Source organism: Variovorax sp. SG517 (assembly GCF_013376045.1).
GTDB lineage: Bacteria > Pseudomonadota > Gammaproteobacteria > Burkholderiales > Burkholderiaceae_C > Variovorax.
The window spans coordinates 14,754-38,446 of the sequence record NZ_JABMJG010000020.1; the positions used below are offsets into that span (position 1 = coordinate 14,754).

The window sequence follows — 23,693 nt, forward strand, 5'->3', positions numbered from 1 at the left end:
CTGGAGGAGTCGTTATCGGGGGAGGAACGGCGCGGGGTCGCCTTGCGTGACGCGGCCTTCACGCAGTACCACGCGGCCGGCGGTGCGCGAGGGCCAGCCGTGGCGGTCGGCCTGCGTGAACAGCACCAGGTCGGCGCCCTGGCCCACCAGCGTCGGCTGCGCGGCCGGGGCTTCGCGCCGCAGCCAGTCGCCGCGGCACAGCGCCTGCGACCAGTCGTCGAAGGGCTCGTCGAGCTGCGCCACCAGCGCGGCCGTGCCCAGCGCCTCGACCGGGTCGAAGCTGCCGACGCGGCAGAAAGGGTCTTGCACGTTGTCGCTCGCGAACAGCAGCGGAATGCCGCGCTCGCGCGCTTCCTTCACCAGCGTGATGCCGCGCAGGCGCGGCGTGCGGCCGGTGACGGCGTCCTGCAGCAGCAGGTTGGTGGCGGGCAGCGACACCACCGTGATCGGCGCGCGCGCCACCGCGTCGAGCGTGGCCAGGGCCTGCGCCTCGGGCTGGGCCGCGAGCGCGCAGATGTGGCCGCAGACCACGCGGCCCTGGTAGCCGATCTCGTTCAGGATGCGGGCCGTGGTCTGCAGGCCGACGGCCGATGCGTTGAGCTCCTCGTCGACGTGCAGGTCGATGTCGAGGTCGCAGGCCTGCGCCGACACCAGCAGGTTGCGCAGCGCGTTCTCGCTCCAGTTGGTGGAGTGCACGAAGCCGCCGAGCAGCGCATGCGGTCCGGTGGCCTTCACCTGCCTGGCGAGGCGCATGGCCTGCGCGGCGTCTTCGAAGAGCGGCAGCTTGATGAGGCTCACCTGCTCCAGCCGCACCCGGCTGGCCCACTCCTGCGCCAGCTCGGCCATCACCGGCCAGGCCATCGGCACCGATTCGGGCTCCCACCAGTCGACGTGCGTGCGCAGGTGCGAGGTGCCGCATTCCCAGGCCCACTGCAGGCCGCGCGAGGCGCGCTCGCGCACGTCGGCGGGCGTCCAGTGCACGCGGTCGGCGAGCATCGCGTCGATGGCGCCGAGCAGGCCGGGCTGCACCTGCTTCATGCGCGGCAGGGTGAAGGCCTTGTCCAGGTGCGTGTGGGCGTCGACGAAGCACGGCAGGGCGAGCGCGCCGTCGAGGTTCCAGGCCGAAGGAGGCGACTCGGCCGTGGCGGGCTGCACCGATCGCACGCGGCCGGCCTCGATCGCGATGCGCGCGAGCTCCGGCACGCCGTCGCGCTGCGGCCAGTCCGCGGGCAGCAGCCAGCGGGGCAGCCGCACGTTGTCGAGCAGGGCGGGCGCGCTCATGCGAAGCGCGCCATCGCCTGGCCCACGCGTGCCATGAAGCGCTTGAGCTGGGGCTCGGTCGCGACGTTCATGTGGTAGTGGGCGTGGTAGTCCACCTTGGCGCGCCGGCCGGTCAGCCGCAGCATGTACCGCGTGACGATCTTGCGCGGCGGGTCGCCCATGTACATGGCCATCCAGCGCGGCCGCCCGTAGGTGACGACGGCGCTGATGCGCTTGATGTGCGTGAGCATCGGCTTGACGTTGGCCGGGTCGCTGATGTCGAAGGCCACGCCCGGCATGAAGAGCCGGTCGAAGTAGCCCTTGAGCATTGCCGGCAGGCCGAAGCACCAGGTCGGAAAGCAGAACACGATGCCCTCGGCCCACTGAAGCCGCTCCACGTAGGGCTTCAGCGGCAGCTGGTTGGAAGGCACGTCGTGGTAGCCCAGGCGCTCCTCGCGCGAGAGCACGGGGTTGAAGCCTTCGGCGTAGAGGTCGCAGTCGTCCACCTCGTGCCCGGCCGCGCGCAGGTTCTTCAGAACCTCCTGGTGCAGGGCGGCGTGGAAGCTGGTTTCGACCGGATGGCAGTAGACGACGAGCACGCGCATGGTGTGTTTGACCGCTTAATCAGAGCAAGTGGTCAGGTTATGCAAGCGACGTGCCAGTGCCGCCGCACCGGGTTGGGGCGGCGTGGTAAGGGCGCTACGGAACTGTCGAGAAGGTGCTGGGAGGGTGGCCGAATTTCGTAACAAAAGTCACGCAAGGCCGGGAAACGAGCGCATGAATGGCCGAATTTCTTCGGCCACGTAACAACAATTCACTCTTTCTTCCAATTGTTAACTAAAATTCACAGTCCCAATTTGTGAACTTTGGGCCTCATTTCTCTCTTCATCAACCGTTCGATACCCGAGAGTCCGTCATCATGAAAAAAACTTCCCTCATCGTCGCAGCCGTTCTTGCAGTCACCACCAGCGCAGTCTTGGCAGCCACGAGCCCGGCCACTGCCACGTTCCAGGTTCTGATCACCGTTGCCAAGGCTTGCTCGGTGACGGCGGGCTCGGGCTCCAACATCAACTTCAACACGGTCGATTCCTCCGCCACCAACCTGAGCGCCAGCAGCAACATCAGCGTGACCTGCTCCAAGTCGACGCCCTACAACATCGGCCTGCTGCCCTCGAACAACAGCACCACCGGCGCCGGCGCTATGGGCAATACGGGCACTGACACCATCCCCTACCAGCTGCGCTCGGTGAGCGCCACCGGTGCGATCTGGGGCAGCACGGCCACGTCCACCGCGGTCGGCAACGGCGTGGCCGGAACCGGCACCGGCGCGGCCCAGTCGATCCCCGTGTGGGCCACCGTCGCGAGCGTCAACGTGACGCCTGGCTCCTACTCCGACACCGTGACCGTCCAGGTCAACTACTGATCGGTTGCTGACCGTGCACCGCCTGCTGCGCCACACCCTTGCCCTCGCGTTCGCCCTGCTGGCGCACGCGGCCGCTTCGGCCAGCGGTCTGCAGGTCTCGCCGGTCACGCTGACGTTGCAGGCCGCGCAGAACGCCGACGGCCTGTGGCTCAGCAATACCGGCGACGACGTGGTGCACGCGCAGGTTCGCGTCTATCAGTGGTCGCAGGAAGACGGCAACGAAAAGCTCACGCCCTCGCGCGAGCTCCTCGTGAGTCCGCCGATGGTGCAGCTGGCTGCTTCCTCGCGGCAGCTGATCCGCGTCATCCGCACCGGCGTTCCGCCCGGAGCGGTCGAGAATTCCTACCGGGTCATCATCGACGAGCTGCCCGTCGAGATGAAGGAGAAGAAGGGCCTGCAGCTGGTGCTGCGCTACTCGGTTCCCATCTTCATCGCGCCCGCCGGCGCACAGCCGGCCGCGCCTCAACTGAGCTGGTCGCTGCGCCGCGAGGGCAGCCAGGCGATGCTCGAAGTCGCCAACGGCGGCGGCATGCACGCGCAGCTCGCCGATCTGGATTTTGTCGATGCCACCGGCAAGCGCAGCGCGGTGCACGCCGGCCTGATGGGCTACGTGCTGCCGGGGGCGAGCATGCGCTGGCCCCTGAAGACACCCGCGGAAGCCTTTGCCTCCGGCGGCGTCCTGGAAACGAAGATCAATGGCAACGCGACGCAGGAAAAGATCCCGCCACTTCCACGCGTCCGCTGAGCGTCTGCTTCCACTGCTGCTTCTGTCGGGTCTGGCGTCATTCGGCGCTCAGGCCGAGAAGGCTGCAGCCGAACAGGGGCCCTGGCTGGTCGCATCCGCGGCCGAAGGCGACATCACCGGCCCTGGCGGCAGCGACCTCTACCTGGAACTGAGCCTCAACGGCAACCCGCAGGGGCTGGTGCATTTCGGCCTGCGCGGCCGCGAGCTCTGGGCCAGCGCCTCCACGCTGCGGCAGCTGGGCTTCATCCTGCCGCCGGGCGCGTCCGACCCGGTGCGGCTCGACGGCCTTCCCGGCGTGAAGCTCGCCTACGACGCGGTACGGCAGAGCTTGGACATCAACGCTTCCGCCGAGGCGCTGCGCCTTCCCACGACGGTGGTCGACACCTCGACCATCGCCACGCCCAAGGCCAGCGCTTCGCCCGGCCTGCTGCTGAACTACGACCTCTACGGCACGCAGGGCCGGGGCAGCAGCACCAGCCTCAACGCGCTCGCTGAAGTCCGCGCTTTCAGCGGCAGCAGCGTGTTCACCAGCACGATGATGTCGCGCGCCTACCGCTCCGACAACGAGGGCTGGACACACGACTCGGTGCGGCTGGACACCACCTGGAGCCGGTCTTTCCCCGACGACATGCTGACGCTGCGCGTGGGCGACACCACCACCGCGTCGCTGCCGTGGTCGCGCTCCACCCGCATCGGCGGCATCCAGCTGTCGCGCAACTTCTCGCTGCAGCCCTACCGCACGACGACCCCGCTGCCGGCGTTCCTGGGGGCGGCCGCCCTGCCATCGCAGGTGGAGCTCTACATCAATGGCCTGCGCCAGTACACCGGCCAGGTCCCGGCCGGGCCCTTCCAGCTCAACACGGTGCCGAGCATCAACGGCGCGGGCAACGCGCAGGTGGTGCTCACCGACGCCTTCGGCCGCGCCACCACGCTCGACTTCTCGCTGTACGACACGCAGCGCCTGCTGCAGGAGGGCCTGTCCGACTGGTCCGTTGACCTCGGCATGGTGCGCAAGAGCTACGGCCTGCGCTCGAACGACTACGGCAGCGACCCCGCCGCCACCGGCACCTGGCGCTACGGCGTGAGCAACAGCTTCACTCTGGAGGCGCACGGCGAGACCACCAAGGGACTGGTCAAGGGCGGTGTCGGGGGCGCATGGCTCTTCGGGCAGAGCGGTGTCTTCACGGGTGCCGTGGCGCACAGCAGTTATCGCGGCGAGCAGGGCTCCCTGCTCAACCTGGGCTACAGCTGGCGCGACAACCAGTTCAATTTCGCGGTCGAGGGCACGCGCACGCGCGGCGAATACCGCGACGTTGCCTCCCTGTACGGCAGCGCGCCGCCGCGCGGCTCGGGCCGGGCGTCGATCGGCTACAGCACCAAGGACTTCGGCAGCGTCGGCCTGAGCTATCTCTACCTGCGCTATCCGGCGCAGGAGGCGACGCGCCTGGCCAGCGTCTACTGGTTCCGGGCCATCGGGAAGAGCGCCTCGGTGAACGTGAGCCTCAACCAGAACCTGGTCAACCGCCGCGAGCGCAGCCTCTTCGTCGGCTTCACCTGGGCGCTGGACGGCAACATCACGGCCAGCGCCGGCGTCCAGCGCGACAACGGCAAGACCGTCTACACCGCCGACGCGCAGAGCTCGGCACCGGGCGACGGCGGCATCGGCTGGCGCGCGGGCCTGCGCCAGGGCGGCGGCCAGAACGGCGGGCAGGCCGAGATCGACTATCTCGGCCGCTACGGCCGCGCCATGGCCGGCATCAGCGTGCTCGGCGACAACCGCTTCGCCTACGCGGGCGCCACCGGCTCGATCGCGTTCATGGGCGGCCAGCCCTTCGCGTCCCGGCGCATCGACGACGCCTTCGCGGTGGTTTCCACCGACGGCATCGCGGGTGTGCCCGTGAAGCTGGAAAACCGCGATATCGGCACCACGGACGACAAGGGCATGCTGCTGGTGACGCCGCTGCGCTCCTACCAGAACAACCAGCTGTCCATCGACCCGATGCAGTTGCCGGCCGACGTGAGGATCGAGCGTGTGCGGACCTTGGCGACGCCGAGCGACCGCGCCGGCACGCTGGTGCGCTTCGGCATCACGCCGGTCAGCGCGGCCGCTTTGCTGCTGGTGGACGAGGCGGGCAAGCCGCTGCCGCTGGGCAGCCGCGTGCGGGCCAACGGACAGGGCGGCGAACCGGCCCTGGTCGGTTTCGATGGCGCGGTATATCTCGAATCGCTCCAGGCCCACAACACGCTCGACGTGCAGATGCCCGCCGGCGCCTGCCGAACCAGCTTCGACTATCGCAAGGAAGGCGCGGCAGTCCCGCAGATCGGGCCGCTGCGCTGCACCAGGGAGGCCAAGACGCCATGAGTCTTCTGATCCGCACGCTTCAGGCCATGCGCCTGCCCCTGTTCTGCACGCTGCTGTGGCTGCTGTCGGCGGGCAGCGCCCAGGCGTCAATCAATTGCACGGCATCGATGACGGCCGTGGCTTTCGGCACGGTCGACCTGGTCGCCGGCACGGCTGCGCCCGCCAACGCCACGCTGAGCTACACCTGCACCAAGAGCGGCAACACCAACACGACCGAGTACGCCAGGGTCTGCTTCAACATCGGCGACGGCAACGAGGGCCTCACGAACTTCAATCCGCGCGTCATGAAGAACACCGCGGGCGACAGCCTGAAGTTCCAGCTCTACCAGGGGGCGGGCAACACGATCTGGGGCTCGAACGGCAATGCCGCGGTGCCGAATCCATACATCATCAACATCGCCATTCCCGCCCGGTCCACCACCACCTCGGGAACCGCCACGATGCGCGGTGAGTTGCTCGCGGGCCAGAGCACGGCGCCGCCGGGCTCGTACCAGGACAACTTCGCCGGCATCCATACCTCGATCACGCTGACGTCGAGCACGAGCGCGCCCCCGACCACGTGCGGCACGACGCTGGCGGACCAGTTCGCCTTCATCGTCAGCGCCACCATCTCCAAGAGCTGCATCGTCACGGCCGATCCGCTGAACTTCGGCTCCGTCTCGGGCCTGCCGGGCGGCGGCAACGTCGACCAGGTCGGCACCATCTATGTCACCTGCACGACGCCCACCGGCTATACGGTGGCGCTCACGCCGTCCAACAACGTGTCCAACGGGGCCGGGGCGATGACGCCGACGGGGGGCGTGCCCGGCAACACCGACACCGTGCCCTACCAGCTCTACCGCAACTCCGGCCGCACTCTCGTCTGGGGCAACGTCACGGGCACCAACACCTTCGCGGGTACGGGCAGCGGCCAGGTCCAGGCGCTGCCCTTGTATGGCCGCGTCCTCGGCGCCAGCACCAATGTGCGGCCGGACAGCTACATGGACGTGGTCACGGTCGGCGTGACCTATTGAACCCGGGCCGCTCGCCGCGGCCGCAGGGAAAGGGATAAAACGGGACGCCCGCTGGCGAAATGCGGGCAATGCGTGAAGAATGGCGCCTCACGGCCTTCATTTTTCCGCGACTCTGCCGATAAGCCTGACTGGGCATCGACCCGATGCCTCCAGGTTGCGACGAGAGGAGTTCCCATGCCCGGAAACAGGCGAACTGCAAGGGCGGCTGCACTGCGGTCGCCGCGAACGGCACCACCACTGGCGACCGCGGGCGTGCTGCTGCTCCTGCTGCCCTTGCCGCTGCAGCTCAGTTCCGCGGAGCCGGTGCGCGACGCCCAGAGGGCCACGGGCCGCTTCAACATCTCCATCACCGTCCTGCCGACCTTCGAGGTGCGTGAGATCCGGCCGGTGAAAGGCGGGCACGAGTACCGTGTCTGGACCAACATGGCGTCGGTGACCATCAAGGGCCGCGAGTACCGGTTCGACAAGGTCGGTGAAGCAACCTTCGTGGTGCCCGGCACCGATGCCGACGGCCGCGAAAGCCTGGGTACCGCCTTGCACGGCGCCCTCGGTGCGGTGGCTGCGACTGCGGCCGCGAGCGGCGTTGCACCGCAGGCCACAGGCACGGCGGCCGGCGATGGCAGCAATGCCACGCGGGTGACGGTGACCTATTAATTAGTCGAGCCCACCAGCCTGTAGCCGGTTGCGCCGGCGCAGCCTGCATTTCCCTGTGTTCCTGCCGATATCCGGAGGTCGGGCGCCGATGGCGCGCCCGCGCCTCGCGTCCTCGCGACGGACAACAACGGATCGGGCTTCATGACGGGAAATCGGCTTCGACCGGCGCATGCCGCCCTGGCTGCGCTGATGGCGTTTGCGCCGCTGGCGTGCGCGGCGGAGAGCACCGTGGGCACCGGCTCCGCGACGGCACGGGTGCGCCTCGTGGTGGTGGTGCCGCCGGTGTTCCAGGTGCTAGGGGCCACGCAGACCGCCGAAGGGCGCGACTACCTGGTGTGGACCAACATGAGGTCGATCACCATCGGCGGGCGCGAGTACCGCTTCGCGCGGCCCGGCGAGAACACCGTGCACGTCCCCGCGGCGCCTGTCGGCGCCTGGGTGGTGCACGGGCTCTAGGCTTCCGCGCTGTTCGCGCTCAGTCCTGGTTGCCGATCTCGGTGTTGTCCGGCGACAGGCACAGCGCGCCGGTGCAGTTCAGCGACCGGAAAAAGATCGGCTCGTCGGGGTTGCCGAAGTAGCGCAGGCCGGCGGCGGTCTGCTCGTTCGCCTGGATGACGTTGTTCTCCTCGAGGCCGAAGATGGTGTTGTTGGCCTTCGGAAACTCGTACTCGAAGGTGCTCGCCTGCGTCAGGTCCTTCATGTAGAGGAAGAAGCTCGGGCGGTTGCCGTCGGTGTCGGTCAGAAAGCGCTCCTTCAGCAGCCGGTAGCCCAACGCGCCCTGTTCGCGGATCTGCTTCGGGACGTCGGGGAAGTCGCCGCCGACCACGCTCAGCGGGCTGATCACCGCCTTCATCTCGTAGCGAGCCGGGCTGCTCAGGTCCTTGATGAAGAAGTACGCGCTCTCGCCGTTGATCGTTCTGGGTGCGAACCACGGCCTGAAGCCGTTGGCGCCTTGCGCATTGGCGGCGTTCACCATCTCTTCCTTGGCGGTCGGGATCGGGATGGAGTTGTAGTCGTAGGTGGCCGACGAGCCCATGTCCTTGCGATAGAGCACGCCGAACACCGGATTGGTGCCGGGCGGCGGCGTGATCAGCAGCTGCGGCATCAGCTGCACGAAGACCTTGCCCTGCGCGCCCTGGTCCTTCATCTGCTGCAGCAGGCGCGGCAGCAGGTCGTGCTTGAGGATCTCGAGTTCGATCGTCTTGTACTCGTAGGTGTAGGTCGTGTCGACGTCCTTCACCACCATGAACCTGTCCTGCAGGCTCACGATGTTGCCGCCGAGCTGGCCCTCGACATAGCGGTAGCCCGCGGCGCCTTCGCGGTTCAGCAGTGCGATGTAGTCGTCGAAGCGCTTCTCGGGCGGGTCGACGTCGGGGTCGCGGTCCTGCGCGAAAGTCAACCACTTGTAGTGGGCGTTGATGGGCGTCGGATTGGTGCCCGGGCCGGGCTCTTCAGGCGGCGGCTCTTTTGGCGGCTCGTTCGGCGGTGGCTCCTTTGGCGGCGGAGGTATCTGGCTGAAGAGCCCGGGGTCGAAGCTGCTGCCGCCACCCCCGCCGCCGCCACAGGCCACCAGTGCTGCCGTCGCGAGCGCGGCAAAGAACAATCTCGCTTTCATGATCCTCTACTCCTGTTCGTTCGTTGTGATTCGCCGCCGCAAAGCAAGCAAAGAAAGGCTGGGCGGCGAAGCACGCGAAGGTAGGCGCGCGGGCGCGCCCAACACAGTGCACAAAGTCACTGCGTGGCAGGAGACCGCAGGAAAGCGGAGAGAGGATTAAGAAGAAAGGATTGGCCGCACCCGCACCGGGCGCTCAGGCCTCGATTCCGCACCCGTGCAGCACGAAGGCCACCAGCTCGCGCGCGATGGGTTCGCGGTCGAAGGGCGCGTCGGGCGGCAGGCCGAGCATCACGCGGGTCTGGATCGCGTAGTCGGCGTAGCTCTGCGTCATGGCCCAGATGTGCATCAGCAGGAAGCGAGCGTCGAGCGGACGCATCTGCCCGCGCGCGATCCAGCCGTTGATGACGTCGATCTTCTTCTGCGTCCAGGCCCTGGCGTTGGGCCAGTAGCGGTCGAGGTTGCGCCCGCCATCGAGGATCTCGCGGGTGAAGATGCGCGAGATCTCGGGGCTGTCGATGGCGTGGTCGAGCTTCTTGCGGATGTAGTCGCCCAGCACCGTGGCCGGGTCGCTCGCGTCCTCGAAGGAGAACACCACCTTCCAGGCGTGCAGCACCTGCATCAGAAGCTCTTCGTAGAGCTCTTCCTTGCCGGCGATGTAGTAGTGCAGCTGGGGCTTGGTGAGGCCGGCGCGCGCCGCGATGGCCTGGGTCGAGGTGCCCTTGAGGCCGTGCAGGCTGAACTCGGTGACGGCCGCGGTGCGGATCGCCGCCATGATGCGCTCGCGCCCGGGCCTGGCGCGCGACAGGGGCCCGTCGGGCGCGGGCATTTCCTGGGCGGTCGAGACGGGGAGGGCGGCGGGGTCGGCGTTCATGGTGGCGGGTGGGGCGCGGCGTGCTGCGTTCGTGCGCGCGGTCGATGGTAATACCACCCGTAAACACCGCGCCCCGCGCATGACCGCATGCCATGCCGGCATGATCGGGCAGGGCATGCGGGCACGGTTCCTGTATCTTCCTCGCCGCCCCAGGGTGAATCGACATTCAAACGCGGCCGCGTTGGCCCGCCTTGCACCCGGATGCGCGGAGGGCGGCGCAGGCCAGAGTCATCTCTGGTCAAGCCGACCGACAAAGCAGGCGGGTGCAAGGCGGGCCAACCCGAAGGGAAGGACGAATGCCGGGCGCATTGCGGCGTTGCGCCTCGCTTGCGTAGCCGAGCTACGCGGCGCTCGCCGCGCCTTGCACTGCACCCGGCATTCGTCCTTCGCGGCCCCGTTTGAATGTCGATTCACCCTGGAAAGATTCACCTCAACACAGGAGTTCTCCATGTACCTTTCTCCCCGTTTCCGTGCCTTCGCGGCCGGCGCCGCGCTGCTGGCTGCCAGCGCGCTCGCGCAGGCACAGCAGGCGCTGCCCAACGTGGTGATCCTCGCCACCGGCGGCACCATCGCCGGGGCCGGTGCCTCGGCCGTCAACAGCGCCACCTACGCGGCCGCCAAGGTCGGCGTCGAGAAGCTGATCGCCGGCCTGCCGGAGCTCTCCAAGGTGGCCAACGTGCGCGGCGAGCAGGTGTTCCAGGTCGCGTCGGAAAGCCTGACCAACGACAACCTGCTGACGCTGGCCAAGCGCGTGTCGGCACTGTCGAAGCAGTCGGACGTGGACGGCATCGTCATCACCCACGGCACCGACACGCTGGAAGAAACCGCCTATTTCCTCACGCTGACCGTGCACACCAGCAAGCCGATCGTGGTGGTCGGCTCGATGCGCCCGGGCACCGCGCTGTCGGCCGACGGCGCGCTCAACCTGTACAACGCCGTGAACGTGGCGGGCAGCAAGGACGCGATGGGCAAGGGCGTGCTCGTGACGATGAACGACAACATCGACACCGGCCGCGACGTGAGCAAGAACGTCAACATCAAGACCAGCGCCTTCTCCAGCCAGTGGGGCCCGCTGGGCATGATCGTCGAGGGCCGCAACTACTGGTTCCGCGCCCCGGTGAAGCGCCACACCATGAACTCGGAGTTCGACATCGACAGCATCACCGCGCTGCCGCCGGTGGAGATCGCGATGGGCTACGAGGGCGTGAGCTCGGTGGCCATCGACGCCATCGCCAAGAGCGGCGCCAAGGCGCTGATTCACGGCGGCACCGGCAACGGCTCGGTGGCCGACCGCATCGTTCCGAACCTGCAGAAGGCCCGCGCCGACGGCGTGATCGTGATCCGCAGCGCCCGCGTGCCCGACGGCTTCGTGATCCGCAATGCCGAGCAGCCCGACGACAAGTACGACTGGGTGGTGGCGCACGACCTGCGCCCGCAGAAGGCGCGCATCCTGGCGATGGTCGCCCTGACCAAGACGAACAACACCAAGGAACTGCAGCGCATCTTCTGGGAGTACTGATCTCCCTCGGCCTGCTCGCTTCGCGATGTTCAGGCCAGCGCGCGCCGCAGCCGGCGGTGGCGCGCGTACTCCAGGCCGCCAACGCACACGAGCAGCCAGGCCAGGCCGGTCAGCAGGCCGGCCACCACGTCGCTCGCGAAGTGCACCTGCAGGAAGATGCGGCTGCACGCGATGGTGACGATGGCGCCCGCGGCGGCCATCGCACCCGGCACATGCCATCGCACCGGCAGCGTGCGCAGCAGCAGATACAGCAGCATCCCGTAGCTCACGATCGCGCCCGCGCTGTGGCCGCTCGGAAAGCTGTAGCTCGTCTCCAGTGCCAGGCCGTGGTCGTGGATCGGGCGGGCCCGCGCGAAGATCTGCTTGAGCGCCGGGTTCAGCAACACGATGCCGACCAGCGCGAGCACCCAGCCCAGCGCCAGTCCGCGATGCCGGTGCCGCCACAGCACGGCGGCCACCAGCACGCACACCGGCCCGAGGAAGGCCGCGTCGCCCAGGTGCGTGACCCAGCTGAACACCACCAGCGCGGCCCGCGGCAGGTTCGCAGCGATGGCGTCGGTCAGCGCGTGGTCAGCCTGGCCGAGCGCGTGGCCGTCGGAAATGTTCGAGGCGATCCACGCGAACAGGCTCGACGCCAGCAGGATCAGCACGAAGCCCGACGCGAAGGCGAGCGCGATGCGCGGCTCGCTGGGCTCTTCGGCGTCCTGCAGCCTGAAGTGCCGCTTCTGCAGCAGGTGGCAGGCTGCGCCGGCGCCGAGCACCGAGGCCGCGAGCAGCGAGAGGAACCAGGGCAGCGCATGCGCGCCGAGATTTCCGGCGAAGACGACAAGCGGCGAAAGGGAGGGGAGGGAAGGAAGGGAGGCTTCTAGCGGCATGCGGCAGCACCCTAAGGCCGCGCTGCCTCGCTGGCAAGGGAAAGGCCGAATACTTCGGCGCAGCCGAAGGCCTTGTCCTGCGCCACGTATTCCCAGCGTTCCACCCGGCAGGCGCGGGGGCCTTCGGCGATGTCCGTGCGCACCACGTTCACCGAGTTGGGGTGCCCCGCGCGCACCCGCCGCGACACGGCCGTGCCCGCCTGCACCGCCCACGCCGTGCGCGCGCAGCCCGGGAACGCGTCGTGCAGCGGCCGCACGAAGGGCAGGTGGATGTGGCCGCCCAGGATCAGGTCGGCGCCCGCCGCGCACCAGCGCGCCACCGCGCCTTCGCGCCCGTGCAGGCGGTTGCCCAGGTCCCGCGTGCGCGTGACCATCACCGGCTGGTGCGTCACTACCACGCGCAGTTGCCCGCGCGCTGCCGCCTCGAGCCGACTTGCCACGCGCTCGACCTGCTCGGCCGAGACCGCGCCGTCTTCATGCCGGTACCAGCGCGTGGTGTTGACCGCGACCACCAGCCACCGGCCCGACTCGAACACAGGCTCGAGATCGTCGCCGAAGGCCTGGCGATAGCGCGCATACGGCGCGAACACGCGCGCCGCCAGGTGGATCAGCGGAATGTCGTGGTTGCCCGGAATGGCCAGCACCGGCGCGCCCAGCCGGTCGGCGAAGGCACGCGCCGCCGCGAACTGCGCCACGGTGGCGCGTTGCGTGATGTCGCCCGAGAGCACCACCAGCTCGGGCGCCAGCGCATGCGCCAGCCGCTCGAGCGCCTGCAGCACCTCGGGCTGCTCGGTGCCGAAGTGGGGGTCCGAGACCTGCAGCAGGCAGCTCATTCGCGCGCTGCCTCGAGTTCGGGCGCCGTCTCCTCCGGCCGCACCAGCCACAGCCGCTCGGGCGACACGCGGAACAGCAGCGGCATGTCGACCCAGCCGATCTCGCCGTCGGTCGCCACCTTCACGCGGCGCGGGCCCCGCTGCGCGAATGTCCGGCTCGCCTTGACGGTCAGCGACTCGAACGGAAAGGTCAGCACCTCGTCGGCGTCGCCCAGCCGCCCGAGCGCGCCGCGCACCAGCAGCCCCGGCATCGACAGCGGCCCCACCGGCTTGAGCACGATGGCGGCCAGCCGGCCCTGCTCGGGCGCATCGGCCTCGGGGATGCCGACCTGGTGCAGCTGCAACGGGTTGTTGCCGACGAACAGCGTCGGCGTGCGGATGTCGCGCTCCTTGCCGCGCCAGGCCATGCGCAGGTTCCAGTGCCGGTGGCCGCGCAGCACCGTCAGCAGCCCGGCGCCGAAGGCGATCCAGCGGCTGCGGCCGAAGCGCGACTTGTAGGTCTCGCGTTCCTCCAGCAAGTCGGCGTACAGGCCCATGCTGGCATTGACCAGGAACACCCGGTCGTTCACCAGCCCCACCTGCACCGGCCGCGGCCGTTCGGTCAGCAGGATGTGCAGCGCCTGCGCGGTGTCGCGCGGGATGCCGTGGGTGCGGCTGAAGTAGTTGAAGGTGCCCTGCGGCAGCACGCCGAAGGCGCAGCCGCTGCCCAGCGTGGCCTGCGCCACCGCGTTGATGGTGCCGTCGCCGCCCGCGGCCACCACCACGCCGCCGGCCGCGCGAGCCCGCTCCACCGCCTCGCGCGCCAGCGCCTGCAGCCGGCCGGGTTCGTCGACCACGAAGATGCGCAGCCGCCGGCCGGCCGCGGCGCAGCCTTCCTCGATGACCCGGCGGGCCTCGGCGGCGTCCTCGCTGCCGGAGCCGGCGTTGAGCACGACGAAAAGGGGCGCATCGGGGGCGGAGGCGGTGTTGGGCGTCTCGGGCGGCTCGGGCACGGGCATGTCCAGGGATCTTGGGAAAAGCGGGTGGAAAAAAGAAGCGGGAGGGCGCGGGCGGCGGTGCGCCGTCGCGCGCGGCGGGAGGGGTGTTGTCGCACCCGCCGCCCGGCGCCGCCAGCAGGCGACTTCCCGCGCCGCTGTGGGAGAGTTGCCCTCCGAACGTAAAATCGCCCGCTTTCGCGGCGTGTCGCCGCGCTACCGTCCAATGTCCGGCCCGTGCCGGCCAGCTTCATGTTGACCTTCCAACAGATCATTCTCAAACTGCAGTCGTACTGGGCCGACAAGGGCTGCGCGCTGCTGCAACCGTACGACATGGAAGTGGGCGCGGGCACCTCGCACACCGCCACCTTCCTGCGCGCCCTCGGCCCCGAGCCCTGGAAAGCCGCCTACGTGCAGCCCAGCCGCCGCCCCAAGGACGGCCGCTACGGCGAGAACCCCAACCGCCTGCAGCACTACTACCAGTACCAGGTGGTGCTGAAGCCGGCGCCCTCCAACATCCTCGAGCTCTACCTCGGCAGCCTCGAGGCCCTGGGCTTCGACCTGAAGAAGAACGACATCCGCTTCGTGGAAGACGACTGGGAGAACCCCACGCTCGGCGCCTGGGGCCTGGGCTGGGAGGTCTGGCTCAACGGCATGGAGGTGACGCAGTTCACCTACTTCCAGCAGGTCGGCGGCATCGACTGCAAGCCCATCACCGGCGAGATCACCTACGGCCTGGAGCGCCTGGCCATGTATCTCCAGGGCGTGGACAACGTCTACAACCTCACCTGGACCGATGGCCCCGCCGCAGGCTCCAAATTGACGTACGGCGACGTCTACAAGCAGAACGAGGTCGAGCAGTCGACCTACAACTTCGAGCACAGCGATGCCGAGTTCCTGTTCACCGCCTTCAATGCGCACGAGAAGCAGGCCAAGCACCTCATGGACGCCCAGCTCGCACTGCCCGCCTACGAGCAGGTGCTGAAGGCCGCGCACAGCTTCAACCTGCTGGACGCGCGCGGCGCGATCAGCGTGACCGAGCGCGCCGCCTACATCGGCCGCATCCGAAACCTCGCGCGCAGCGTGGCGCAGAGCTACTACGACAGCCGCGAGCGCCTGGGCTTTCCGATGGCGCCGCGCGAATGGGTCGCGCAGATGCCCCCGAAAAAGGCCGCCTGAAGCGCCTTCGCGCACATCGCTCCCATGCCCACCGTCTTCACCCACGTCGCCGTCCCGGTCTGCGCAGCCATTGCGCTGGGCACGCGGCGCGTGCCCGTGTCGGCGCTGCTGGTGGGCATGCTCGCGTCCATCGTTCCCGACTTCGACGGCCTGGCCTTCAAGCTCGGCATCGCCTACGGCGGCATGTCGGGGCACCGCGGCTTCACGCACACGCTGGTGTTCGCGCTGCTGCTGGGGCTTGCCGGCTGGTGGCTCGCGCCGCGCTGGGGCATGCGCCGGGCGGCGGGATGGGCGTGGGTCTCGCTGTGCACCATGTCGCATCCGCTGCTGGACATGCTGACCAACGGCGGCATCGGCATCGCCTTCTTCTGGCCCTTCAGCGACGTGCGCTACTTCAGCCCGTGGCGGCCCATCGAGGTGTCGCCGATCGCGCTGAAAAAGTTCTTCTCGCCGCGCGGCGCGCAGGTGCTGTTCAACGAGATGCTCACCGTGTGGGCGCCGTTGCTGGTGGTTTCGATGGCCGTGCTCCTCGCGCGCCGCAATGTGGAGCGGCGCACCGGCGCCGTCGCCGCATGAATCGAGTCGTTCTTCCTCTTTCTTTCCCTTCCACGGCGCTGCCCCGTTGCGCGCCCGTGGCCGGTGCCGCTCGCGGCCCATTTCCTCCTATTCTCTGAGCCATGTCGTCTGCCAGCCTTCTTGTCGAACTGTTTGTCGAGGAATTGCCGCCCAAGGCGCTGAAGAAGCTCGGTGACGCCTTTGCCGGCGTGCTGCGCGACCAGCTCGTGGCGCAGGGGCTCGCGCAGCCCGGTGCGGTGCTGACCCCGTACGCCTCGCCGCGCCGCCTGGCCGCGCACATCACGCACGTGGCCGAGCGCGCCGCCGACAAGGCCGTGTCGCAGAAGCTCATGCCCGTGGCCGTGGGCCTCGATGCCTCGGGTCAGCCCACGCCCGCGCTGCTCAAGCGCCTGGGCGCGCTCGGCGCCGACGCTTCCGCCGTGCCCGGCCTCAAGCGCGCCATGGACGGCAAGGCCGAAGCCCTGTTCTACGAAAGCACCGCCATGGGCGCCACGCTGGCCGAGGGCCTGCAGAAGGCGCTGGCCGAGGCGATCGCCAAGCTGCCGATTCCCAAGGTCATGAGCTACCAGCTCGAAAGCGGCTGCGAGCTGCCGGGCTGGACCAGCGTGAGCTTCGTGCGCCCCGCGCACGGCCTCGTGGCGCTGCACGGCGACGCCGTGGTGCCCGTCGAGGCGCTGGGCCTGAAGGCCGGCCGCGAAACGCACGGCCACCGCTTCGAGGCGGCGGTCGACCCGGTCGTGCTGCGCGATGCCAACAGCTACGCGCTGCAGCTGCAGGAAGAAGGCGCCGTCATCGCGAGCTTCGAGGCACGCCGCGCCGAGATCGCGCGCCAGCTCGCGGCGGCCGCGGTGACGGTCGGCGGCGGCTCGGTGCCCATCGAAGACGAAGCCCTGCTCGACGAAGTGACCGCGCTGGTCGAGCGCCCGAACGTGCTGGTCTGCAGCTTCGAGCGCGAATTCCTCGAAGTGCCGCAGGAGTGCCTCATCCTCACGATGAAGGCCAACCAGAAGTACTTCCCGCTGCTCGACGCCTCGGGCAGGCTCACCAACAGGTTCCTCGTCGTCAGCAACATCAGCCCGGAAGACGCGAGCGCTGTCATCGGCGGCAACGAGCGCGTGGTGCGCCCGCGCCTGGCCGACGCCAAGTTCTTCTTCGACCAGGACCGCAAGAAGTCGCTGGCCTCGCGCGTCGAGTCGCTGGGCAAGGTGGTCTATCACAACAAGCTGGGCACGCAGGGCGAGCGCGTGGAGCGCGTGATGCGCATCGCGCGCGGCATTGCAGAGAAGCTCGGCGACGCGACGCTCGCCGCGCACGCCACGCAGGCCGCCCAGCTCGCCAAGGCCGACCTCGTGACCGACATGGTTGGCGAATTCCCCGAACTGCAGGGCATCATGGGCCGCTACTACGCCCAGCACGACGGCCTCGACGCGTCGGTGGCCGACGCCATCGAGGACCACTACAAGCCGCGCTTCGCCGGCGACGAGCTGCCGCGCAACACCGTGGGCTTGGTAGTGGCGCTGGCCGACAAGCTGGAAACGCTGGTCGGCATGTTCGGCATCGGCAACCTGCCCACCGGCGACCGCGACCCCTTCGCGCTGCGCCGCCACGCACTGGGCGTGATCCGCATGCTGATCGAGAAAGACCTGCCGCTGGGGCTCGACGCGCTGCTGCAGGAAACCGCCGCGCAGTTCGGCGGCATCGCCGGCTTCGAGAGCAGCCGCGCCACCGGCGAGCTGCAGGATTTCATCCTCGACCGCCTCGCCGGCAGCCTGCGCGAGCAGGGCGCCAGTGCCCAGGAAGTCGAGGCCGTGCTGGCCCCGCGCCCGCAGCGCCTGGGCGAGGTGCCCAAGCTGCTGGCCGCCGTGCGCGCCTTCGCCGCCCTGCCGGCCGCAGCCGCGCTGGCCGCCGCCAACAAGCGCATCGGCAACATCCTCAAGAAGGCCCCCGAGGCCGACGCGCACGTCAGCGAACTGCTGCTGCAGGAGCCCGCCGAGAAGGCGCTGCACGCCGCCATGGCGCAGGTCGTGCCCGCCGCCAACGCGCAGTTCGAAGCCGGCGACTACACCGCCTCGCTGCAGACGCTGGCCGCGCTGCGCGAGCCGGTCGACGCCTTCTTCGACGGCGTGATGGTCAACGCCGAGCAGGCCGACCTGCGCCTGAACCGCCTGGGCCTGCTGATGTCGCTGCACGCCGCGATGAACCGCGTGGCGCAGCTCGAGCGGCTGGCCGTCTGATCCCGACCACGACGCTTCCACTTCCAGGAGCGGCACCGCCATGAAACTCGTCATCCTCGACCGCAACGGCACGATCAACGTGCATCGCGAAGACTTCGTGAAGAGCGACATCGAGTGGACGCCGCTGCCCGGTGCGCTGGAGGCGGTGGCGCGCCTCAACCATGCGGGCTGGCACGTGGTGATCGCGTCCAACCAGTCGGGCCTGGGCCGCGGCCTGTTCGACATGGCCTCGCTCAATGCGATGCACGCCAAGATGCACAAGATGCTCGCGGCCGTGGGCGGCAAGGTCGATGCGGTGTTCTACTGCCCGCACAGCCCCGACGAGGACTGCGACTGCCGCAAGCCCAAGCCGGGCCTGTTCCTGCAGATCGGCGACCGCTACGGCATCGACCTCGAGGGCGTGCCGACCTGCGGCGACAGCCTGCGCGACCTGCAGGCCGGCGCTGCCGCCGGCTGCGAGCCGCACCTGCTGCTCACGGGCATGGGCGCGGCCTGCCGCGGCGTCGATCCCCTTCCTTCCGAATACCCGGCGAACACGATGGTCCACGACGACCTCGCCGCCTTTGTCGATTTTCTGCTCGCGCGAGAAGCGCGGGATGCACTGCAGGTGGCTGTCTGATGGCGTTGTTCCGTTCCGTTCTCCACGCACTGTGGATGCTCGTCACCGTGGTGCCCTGGGGCATCATCATGTGCGTCAGCTCGCTCTGGAAGCGCGGCATTCCGCTCTACTGGATGGCCGAGCGGTGGCTCGGCTGGGCCATCGGCGGCGCGCGCGTGCTGCTGGGCATCAGGACCCGCGTGAGCGGCATGGAGAACCTGCCCACCGACAAGCTCGCCGGCGCGGTCCTGCTGGTGAAGCACCAGTCCACGCTCGAGACCTTCCTGATGCCCACGCTGATGCCGCATCCGCTGGCCTACGTGTTCAAGAAGGAACTGCTCTACATCCCCTTCTTCGGCTGGGCGATGGCGCGGCTGGACATGATCCACATCGACCGCAGCCAGCGCGCGCAGGCCTTCAACAAGGTCGTGAACCAGGGCCGCAAGCTGCTCGCGCAGGGCATCTGGATCATCATGTTCCCCGAGGGCACGCGCATTCCGCGCGGACAGAAGGGCACGTACAAGAGCGGCGGCACGCGGCTGGCCTGCGAGACCGGCGTGCCGGTGATCCCGATCGCCGTGACCTCGGCCAAGGTGTGGCCGCGCAAGGCCTTCATCAAGCGTCCGGGCGTGGTCGACGTGTCCATCGGTCCGGCCATTCCCAGCGTGGGCCGCAAGCCCGACGAGCTGATGCGCGAGGTCGAGGAATGGATCGAGGCCGAGATGCGCCGCCTCGACCCCGAGGCCTACGCCGGCAGCTCCCCGCAGCCCGCGCAGCAGGAAGCGGTGAGCTGAGGAAGAGAGAGGAAGGAGCCCGCCATGGGGGGACTGCTCCGGTTCACGATGGACCTCTTCGAGGGGCTGGGCAGCGAATTCGCGCCGCCGGCTCCCGCGCCGGCACGGCCGCGCCGGTCCAAAACGAAGCCCCAGCCGCCGGTTGCGCCGCCGGCCGTCGTGGCGCCGGCCGAGGAGCTCGTCGACCCGCATGCGCCGCCGGCGGTGCCGCTGGCCGACACGCTGACGCTCGCGAGCTTCGTGCATCCGCAGGCCACCCGCGAGGTGGTGCTCGGCTCGGCGCGCGTGGCCTATGAATTCAAGCGCGGCAAGCGCAAGACGATCGGCTTCCTGGTCGGGGCCGACGGGCTGTCGGTGCGCGCGCCGCGATGGGTGGCGCTGCGTGACGTCGATGCCGCCGTCCGCGAGAAATCAGACTGGATCCTGCGCAAGCTGACGGAGACGCGGCAGCGCCATGCACGCGTCGAAGCCACGCGCATCGAATGGAAGGACGGCGCGGGCTTTCCGTTCCTGGGCGAGCAGATCGTGCTGCGGCTCGACCCGAAGCACGGCTTTGCAAGCGTCGGCGGGACGCTCGATCCGGCCGAGGGCGACGGGCCCCGGGTCCTGAGGCTGGCCGTGTCGCAGAACGCCGAGCCTTCGCAGATCAGGGATGCCGCGCAGGCCTGGCTCATGCGGCAGGCGCGCAAGCTGTTCATCGAGCGGCTGGACCACTTCGCGCCGCTGCTCGGGGTGCGGTGGGAGAAGCTGTCGCTTTCCAATGCGGCCACGCGATGGGGGAGTGCGAGTGCGGATGGGTCGATTCGGCTCAACTGGCGGTTGATTCACTTCCGGCTGCCGGTGATCGACTATGTCGTTGCGCATGAGCTGGCGCATCTGCGGGTCATGGATCACTCGCATCGGTTCTGGGAGACCGTGGAGAGTGTCTTGCCGGACTATGGGGTGTTGAGGCAGCAGCTCAAGGATGAGGCTGTTCCTCGTTGGAATTGATTGCCTTGCTTTGGTTTTTTCCCGGGGCCGGGCCGAGACCCGGCCTCGGGAAGCAACCACTCAGCAGACATCAGCAAGCACAGCGAGCAACAGCTCAACGTGCGTGCGTAACACCCCCATCCACAACCAACGTAGACCCCATCACATAGTCCCCGGCCCTGGACGCAAGGTAGATGGCAGCCCCGGCCATGTCCTCCGGCACCCCGATCCGCCCCGCAGGAATCCGCCCCTTGATCTCATCCCCGTGATCCCGGGCAACCTTGTTCATGTCCGAAGCAAACGCCCCGGGCGCAATCGCACTCACCACGATGCGGTCCTGCGCCAGCCGCAGCGCCATGCGGCGCGTGAGCTGAATCAAGCCGGCCTTGCTGGCCGCATAGGAATACGTCTCCTGCGGATTGATCGAGATGCCGTCGATCGAGGCAATGTTGATCACCTTCGCCAGATGATCCGTCGCGGCCTTCTTCAGCATCGGCGTCAGCGCCTTCGTCAGGAAGAAGGGCGTCTTCAGGTTCAGGTCCACCACCTTGTCCCAGCCGCTTTCGGGAAACTCTTCGTAAGGCGCGCCCCAGGCCGCGCCTGCGTTGTTCACCAGGATGTCCAGCGAGCCTTCGTGCTTCGCATAGGCATCGACCAGCGCCTGCGCGCCCTCGACGGTGGACACGTCCGCCGGCAGCGACACGCAGTGCCCGAAGGCCGACAGCTCCTTCGCCGTCTCGTCGCAGGCCGCGGCCTTGCGCGCCGAGATGTACACGCGCGCGCCCTGCGCCAGGAAGCCTTCGGCGATCATGCGGCCGATGCCGCGCGAACCGCCGGTGATCAGCGCGGTGCGGCCTTTCAGCGAGAAGAGTTGGGTGGTGTCCATGGTGCGGGTGTCTCCTGAATGAGTGATCGTGATCGGATTCGGGAAACGAGCTTAGTGCGCGCCGCGCCGCGCGCGCGTCACCTCGGTGTCAGCAGCAGGCTGCGGGGGCTGGCGAAGCTGCGCGGGGCGCCGGTCAGCGGATCGGCGAAGGCGAGCGACCGGGCCAGCAGCTGCATGGGCTTGCCGAAGTCGTCGGCGCCCTCGGGCAGCAGCACGGGGTAGATCGGGTCGTTCACGATCGGCATGCCCAGCGCCATGCAGTGCACGCGAAGCTGGTGCTTGCGGCCCGTGATCGGCGACAGCCGCAGCAGCGCATGGCCCTCGTGCACGCGCAGCACCTCGATGCGGGTCTCGGAGTTGGGCTCGCCGGGCTCCTCGCGCACGCGCATGAAGTGGTCGTCGTCGACCAGCCGGCTGCGATAGACCTCGGGCACCGACGACACGCCCTCGCGCCACGGCACCACGGCCTCGTAGTGCTTGGTGATGCGCCGCTCGGGAAACAGCGACTGGTAGGCGCCGCGCGTCGCGGGCCGCACGGAGAACAGCACCAGCCCCGAGGTGCTGCGGTCGATGCGGTGCAGCGGCACGAGGTCGTCGAGCTTCAGCTTGCGCTTCAGGCGCACCAGCAGGCTTTCTTTCAGGTACTTGCCCTTGGGCGTGACCGGCACGAAGGGGGGCTTGTCGACCACCAGCAGCTCGTCGTCCTGGAACACGACCTGTTCCTCGAAGGGGATCGCCGTCTCGCCGTCGAGCGTGCGGTAGTAGTACACGCGCAGCGGCGACTGGTAACGGCGCGTGGCGGTCACGGGCACGCCGTGCTCATCGACGACGTCTCCCGCCTCCATACGCTCGAGCCAGGCTTCGCGCGTGATGATGGGAAAGCGCTCGATCAGGAACTCGGCGATCGTCGGCCAGGCGCCGTACGGCAAGCCGGTGCAGCTCGGTCCGACGCCGTCGCGCGTGGGCAGCGGCAGCTGGGGTGGCCGGCGCCGGGTCATGGCGCGGAAGGCGCCTGCTGCTGCAGCAGCGACAGGGCTTCGGCGAATGTCGGGCGCGCGGCGGGCTCGGGGTGCAGGCAGCGGTCTTTCAGCATGGCCACCGATGCAGGTGCCGCGTCGGTGCAGCGCTCGAGCAATTCCTCGAGCAGGCAGCCGAAGGCGCGCACTTCCAGCGCCTGGAAGGCTCGCGCCTGTGCCGCGTCGAGCGAACCCGTGAGCCAGGCGGCGCCGAAGTCGCCGAGCCGTCCGCCGCCCTGGGCGTGCCAGAGGATGTTGTGCGCGTAGAGGTCGCCGTGAAGGATTCCCCGCGCGTGCAGGCGCCGCATGGCCGATGCGATGTCGCAGGCGATGCGCAGTGCCGTGCCGGATGTCCAATGCGCCTCCGCGGCATAGACGTCGCGCGTGCACGAGGCGAGGCTGGGCGGCCCTGCGAGCGTGGCGAACGCCGGATCGACCAGCGCCATCACCAGGCCCTCCGTGCCTTCGGGATGGCCGTCGATGCGGCTGCGCGCGGCGATCAGCGTGGGGTGCTCGCCGGCCGCGATGCTGGCGGCCATTTCGCTGTGCTGCCAGCCGTCGCTGGTGACCGCGCCCTTGAAGAGCTTGACCGCCACCGGCTGCGCGGCGGCGCCGAGCGTGGCCCTGTGGATCACGCCCGATGCGCCTTCGCCGAGCTTTTCGCCCAGCGCCAGTTCGCTCCAGTCGACATGCGGTACCGACCGGGCGACGATGGCTGCGTCCTCGGCCTGCGTGTCGAAGGGATTGCCCGCGCAGGCCAGCCACGACAGGCGCGGCAGCGAAGGCAGCCATTCGGGCAGGGCCTCGAAGCGGTTGGCGGAGATGCGCAGCAGCTCGAGCTGCTTGAGCGCCGCCATCGACGCGGGCAGCGCGCGCAGGCGGTTGCCTGCCAGCATCAGCTTCTGCATGCGCGTGCATGCGCCCAACGAGTCGGGCAGCTCTTCGATTTCGTTGTCGGTGAGGATCAGCCAGCGCAGCGAGGGCGGCAGTGCCGCGGCAGGCACGCTGCGGATGCGGTTGGCCTTGAAGCCGACGATGTCCAGGCCGTGGCAGCGTCCGATGGACTCCGGCAGTGTACTGAAGCGGTTGTCCGAACAGAAGAGCACGCGCAGCCGGTGCAGGCGATGCAGGTCGTCGGGAAGGGTGTCGAGCGCATTGCCCGACAGGTTCAGCACCTCGAGCGAATCGGCAAGATCGAAGACCTCGCGCGGGAACTCGGTGAGCCCGCAAGAGAGATCGATGCGTGTTGCGCCTGCCAGCCGGCCCGCGCGCAGCTGAGCCAGCGTGTCGTTCATGC

Annotated in this window: 23 protein-coding genes; 13 read left to right on the top strand and 10 right to left on the bottom strand. The window is 68.9% G+C overall.

Annotated elements, in window-relative coordinates; genetic code table 11:
* Positions 1 to 12: 12 nt before the first annotated feature.
* Positions 13 to 1,281, bottom strand: a complete 1,269-nt coding sequence (locus FHT32_RS34165) for an amidohydrolase family protein (RefSeq protein WP_176668971.1) — start codon at positions 1,279 to 1,281, stop codon at positions 13 to 15.
* Positions 1,278 to 1,865: an NAD(P)H-dependent oxidoreductase gene (locus FHT32_RS34170; RefSeq protein ID WP_176668972.1), complete on the bottom strand. Its 588-nt coding sequence runs from the start codon at positions 1,863 to 1,865 to the stop codon at positions 1,278 to 1,280. The genes FHT32_RS34165 and FHT32_RS34170 overlap by 4 nt, the downstream gene beginning before the upstream one ends.
* 314 nt (positions 1,866 to 2,179) lie before the next feature.
* Here FHT32_RS34170 and FHT32_RS34175 point away from each other — a divergent pair, with 314 nt between their 5' ends.
* The 6 genes from FHT32_RS34175 (at position 2,180) to FHT32_RS34200 (ending at position 7,913) form a co-directional block, all read left to right on the top strand.
* Entirely contained in the window at positions 2,180 to 2,683 is a 504-nt protein-coding gene (locus FHT32_RS34175) for a spore coat protein U domain-containing protein (protein ID WP_176668973.1), read from the top strand.
* A gap of 13 nt (positions 2,684 to 2,696) precedes the next feature.
* Positions 2,697 to 3,428, top strand: a complete 732-nt coding sequence (locus tag FHT32_RS34180) for a molecular chaperone (protein ID WP_176668999.1) — start codon at positions 2,697 to 2,699, stop codon at positions 3,426 to 3,428.
* Complete coding sequence (locus tag FHT32_RS34185) at positions 3,379 to 5,790, top strand: fimbria/pilus outer membrane usher protein (protein ID WP_176668974.1); 2,412 nt, start codon at positions 3,379 to 3,381, stop codon at positions 5,788 to 5,790. Before FHT32_RS34180 ends, FHT32_RS34185 begins: the two co-directional genes overlap by 50 nt.
* Positions 5,787 to 6,803, top strand: coding sequence for a spore coat U domain-containing protein (locus tag FHT32_RS34190; protein ID WP_176668975.1), 1,017 nt, complete (start codon positions 5,787 to 5,789; stop codon positions 6,801 to 6,803). The genes FHT32_RS34185 and FHT32_RS34190 overlap by 4 nt, the downstream gene beginning before the upstream one ends.
* A gap of 174 nt (positions 6,804 to 6,977) precedes the next feature.
* Positions 6,978 to 7,457, top strand: a complete 480-nt coding sequence (locus FHT32_RS34195; protein WP_176668976.1) for a hypothetical protein — start codon at positions 6,978 to 6,980, stop codon at positions 7,455 to 7,457.
* Positions 7,458 to 7,598: 141 nt separating this feature from the next.
* Positions 7,599 to 7,913, top strand: coding sequence for a hypothetical protein (locus tag FHT32_RS34200; protein WP_176668977.1), 315 nt, complete (start codon positions 7,599 to 7,601; stop codon positions 7,911 to 7,913).
* Positions 7,914 to 7,932: 19 nt separating this feature from the next.
* Here FHT32_RS34200 and FHT32_RS34205 read toward each other — a convergent pair whose 3' ends face one another.
* Positions 7,933 to 9,072 carry a hypothetical protein gene (locus FHT32_RS34205; protein WP_176668978.1) on the bottom strand — a complete coding sequence of 380 codons (1,140 nt, stop codon included), beginning with the start codon at positions 9,070 to 9,072 and terminating at the stop codon, positions 7,933 to 7,935.
* A gap of 193 nt (positions 9,073 to 9,265) precedes the next feature.
* Entirely contained in the window at positions 9,266 to 9,943 is a 678-nt protein-coding gene (locus FHT32_RS34210) for a TetR/AcrR family transcriptional regulator (protein WP_176668979.1), read from the bottom strand.
* A gap of 448 nt (positions 9,944 to 10,391) precedes the next feature.
* Here FHT32_RS34210 and FHT32_RS34215 point away from each other — a divergent pair, with 448 nt between their 5' ends.
* On the top strand, positions 10,392 to 11,462 hold the full coding sequence (locus FHT32_RS34215) for an asparaginase (RefSeq protein WP_176668980.1): 1,071 nt from the start codon (positions 10,392 to 10,394) through the stop codon (positions 11,460 to 11,462).
* A gap of 29 nt (positions 11,463 to 11,491) precedes the next feature.
* Here FHT32_RS34215 and FHT32_RS34220 read toward each other — a convergent pair whose 3' ends face one another.
* The 3 genes from FHT32_RS34220 to FHT32_RS34230 are packed head-to-tail and all read right to left on the bottom strand — an operon-like array spanning position 11,492 to position 14,168.
* Positions 11,492 to 12,337 carry a phosphatase PAP2 family protein gene (locus FHT32_RS34220; RefSeq protein WP_176668981.1) on the bottom strand — a complete coding sequence of 282 codons (846 nt, stop codon included), beginning with the start codon at positions 12,335 to 12,337 and terminating at the stop codon, positions 11,492 to 11,494.
* A gap of 11 nt (positions 12,338 to 12,348) precedes the next feature.
* A complete protein-coding gene (locus tag FHT32_RS34225) occupies positions 12,349 to 13,170 on the bottom strand; it encodes a metallophosphoesterase (RefSeq protein WP_176668982.1) in 822 nt (273 codons plus the stop codon).
* On the bottom strand, positions 13,167 to 14,168 hold the full coding sequence (locus tag FHT32_RS34230; RefSeq protein WP_176668983.1) for a diacylglycerol kinase family protein: 1,002 nt from the start codon (positions 14,166 to 14,168) through the stop codon (positions 13,167 to 13,169). The genes FHT32_RS34225 and FHT32_RS34230 overlap by 4 nt, the downstream gene beginning before the upstream one ends.
* 228 nt (positions 14,169 to 14,396) lie before the next feature.
* Here FHT32_RS34230 and glyQ point away from each other — a divergent pair, with 228 nt between their 5' ends.
* From glyQ to FHT32_RS34260, 6 genes are all read left to right on the top strand, one after another.
* On the top strand, positions 14,397 to 15,323 hold the full coding sequence (gene glyQ, locus FHT32_RS34235) for a glycine--tRNA ligase subunit alpha (protein WP_176668984.1): 927 nt from the start codon (positions 14,397 to 14,399) through the stop codon (positions 15,321 to 15,323).
* A 24-nt stretch (positions 15,324 to 15,347) separates the two neighbouring features.
* A complete protein-coding gene (locus FHT32_RS34240) occupies positions 15,348 to 15,899 on the top strand; it encodes a metal-dependent hydrolase (protein ID WP_176668985.1) in 552 nt (183 codons plus the stop codon).
* 101 nt (positions 15,900 to 16,000) lie between these two features.
* Entirely contained in the window at positions 16,001 to 18,133 is a 2,133-nt protein-coding gene (gene glyS / locus FHT32_RS34245; RefSeq protein WP_176668986.1) for a glycine--tRNA ligase subunit beta, read from the top strand.
* Positions 18,134 to 18,173: 40 nt separating this feature from the next.
* Positions 18,174 to 18,752, top strand: coding sequence for a D-glycero-beta-D-manno-heptose 1,7-bisphosphate 7-phosphatase (gene gmhB, locus FHT32_RS34250; RefSeq protein WP_176668987.1), 579 nt, complete (start codon positions 18,174 to 18,176; stop codon positions 18,750 to 18,752).
* Positions 18,752 to 19,525, top strand: coding sequence for a 1-acyl-sn-glycerol-3-phosphate acyltransferase (locus FHT32_RS34255; protein WP_176668988.1), 774 nt, complete (start codon positions 18,752 to 18,754; stop codon positions 19,523 to 19,525). Before gmhB ends, FHT32_RS34255 begins: the two co-directional genes overlap by 1 nt.
* Positions 19,526 to 19,549: 24 nt before the next feature.
* Positions 19,550 to 20,515 carry a M48 family metallopeptidase gene (locus tag FHT32_RS34260; RefSeq protein WP_256099279.1) on the top strand — a complete coding sequence of 322 codons (966 nt, stop codon included), beginning with the start codon at positions 19,550 to 19,552 and terminating at the stop codon, positions 20,513 to 20,515.
* Between the two features lie 94 nt (positions 20,516 to 20,609).
* Here the strand turns inward: FHT32_RS34260 and FHT32_RS34265 are convergent, their stop codons facing one another.
* The 3 genes from FHT32_RS34265 to FHT32_RS34275 form a co-directional block, all read right to left on the bottom strand.
* Positions 20,610 to 21,380, bottom strand: a complete 771-nt coding sequence (locus FHT32_RS34265) for an SDR family oxidoreductase (RefSeq protein WP_093205966.1) — start codon at positions 21,378 to 21,380, stop codon at positions 20,610 to 20,612.
* A 77-nt stretch (positions 21,381 to 21,457) separates the two neighbouring features.
* Entirely contained in the window at positions 21,458 to 22,378 is a 921-nt protein-coding gene (locus tag FHT32_RS34270; RefSeq protein ID WP_176668989.1) for a pseudouridine synthase, read from the bottom strand.
* Positions 22,375 to 23,691, bottom strand: a complete 1,317-nt coding sequence (locus tag FHT32_RS34275) for a leucine-rich repeat-containing protein kinase family protein (RefSeq protein WP_176668990.1) — start codon at positions 23,689 to 23,691, stop codon at positions 22,375 to 22,377. Before FHT32_RS34275 ends, FHT32_RS34270 begins: the two co-directional genes overlap by 4 nt.
* Positions 23,692 to 23,693 lie beyond the last annotated feature (2 nt).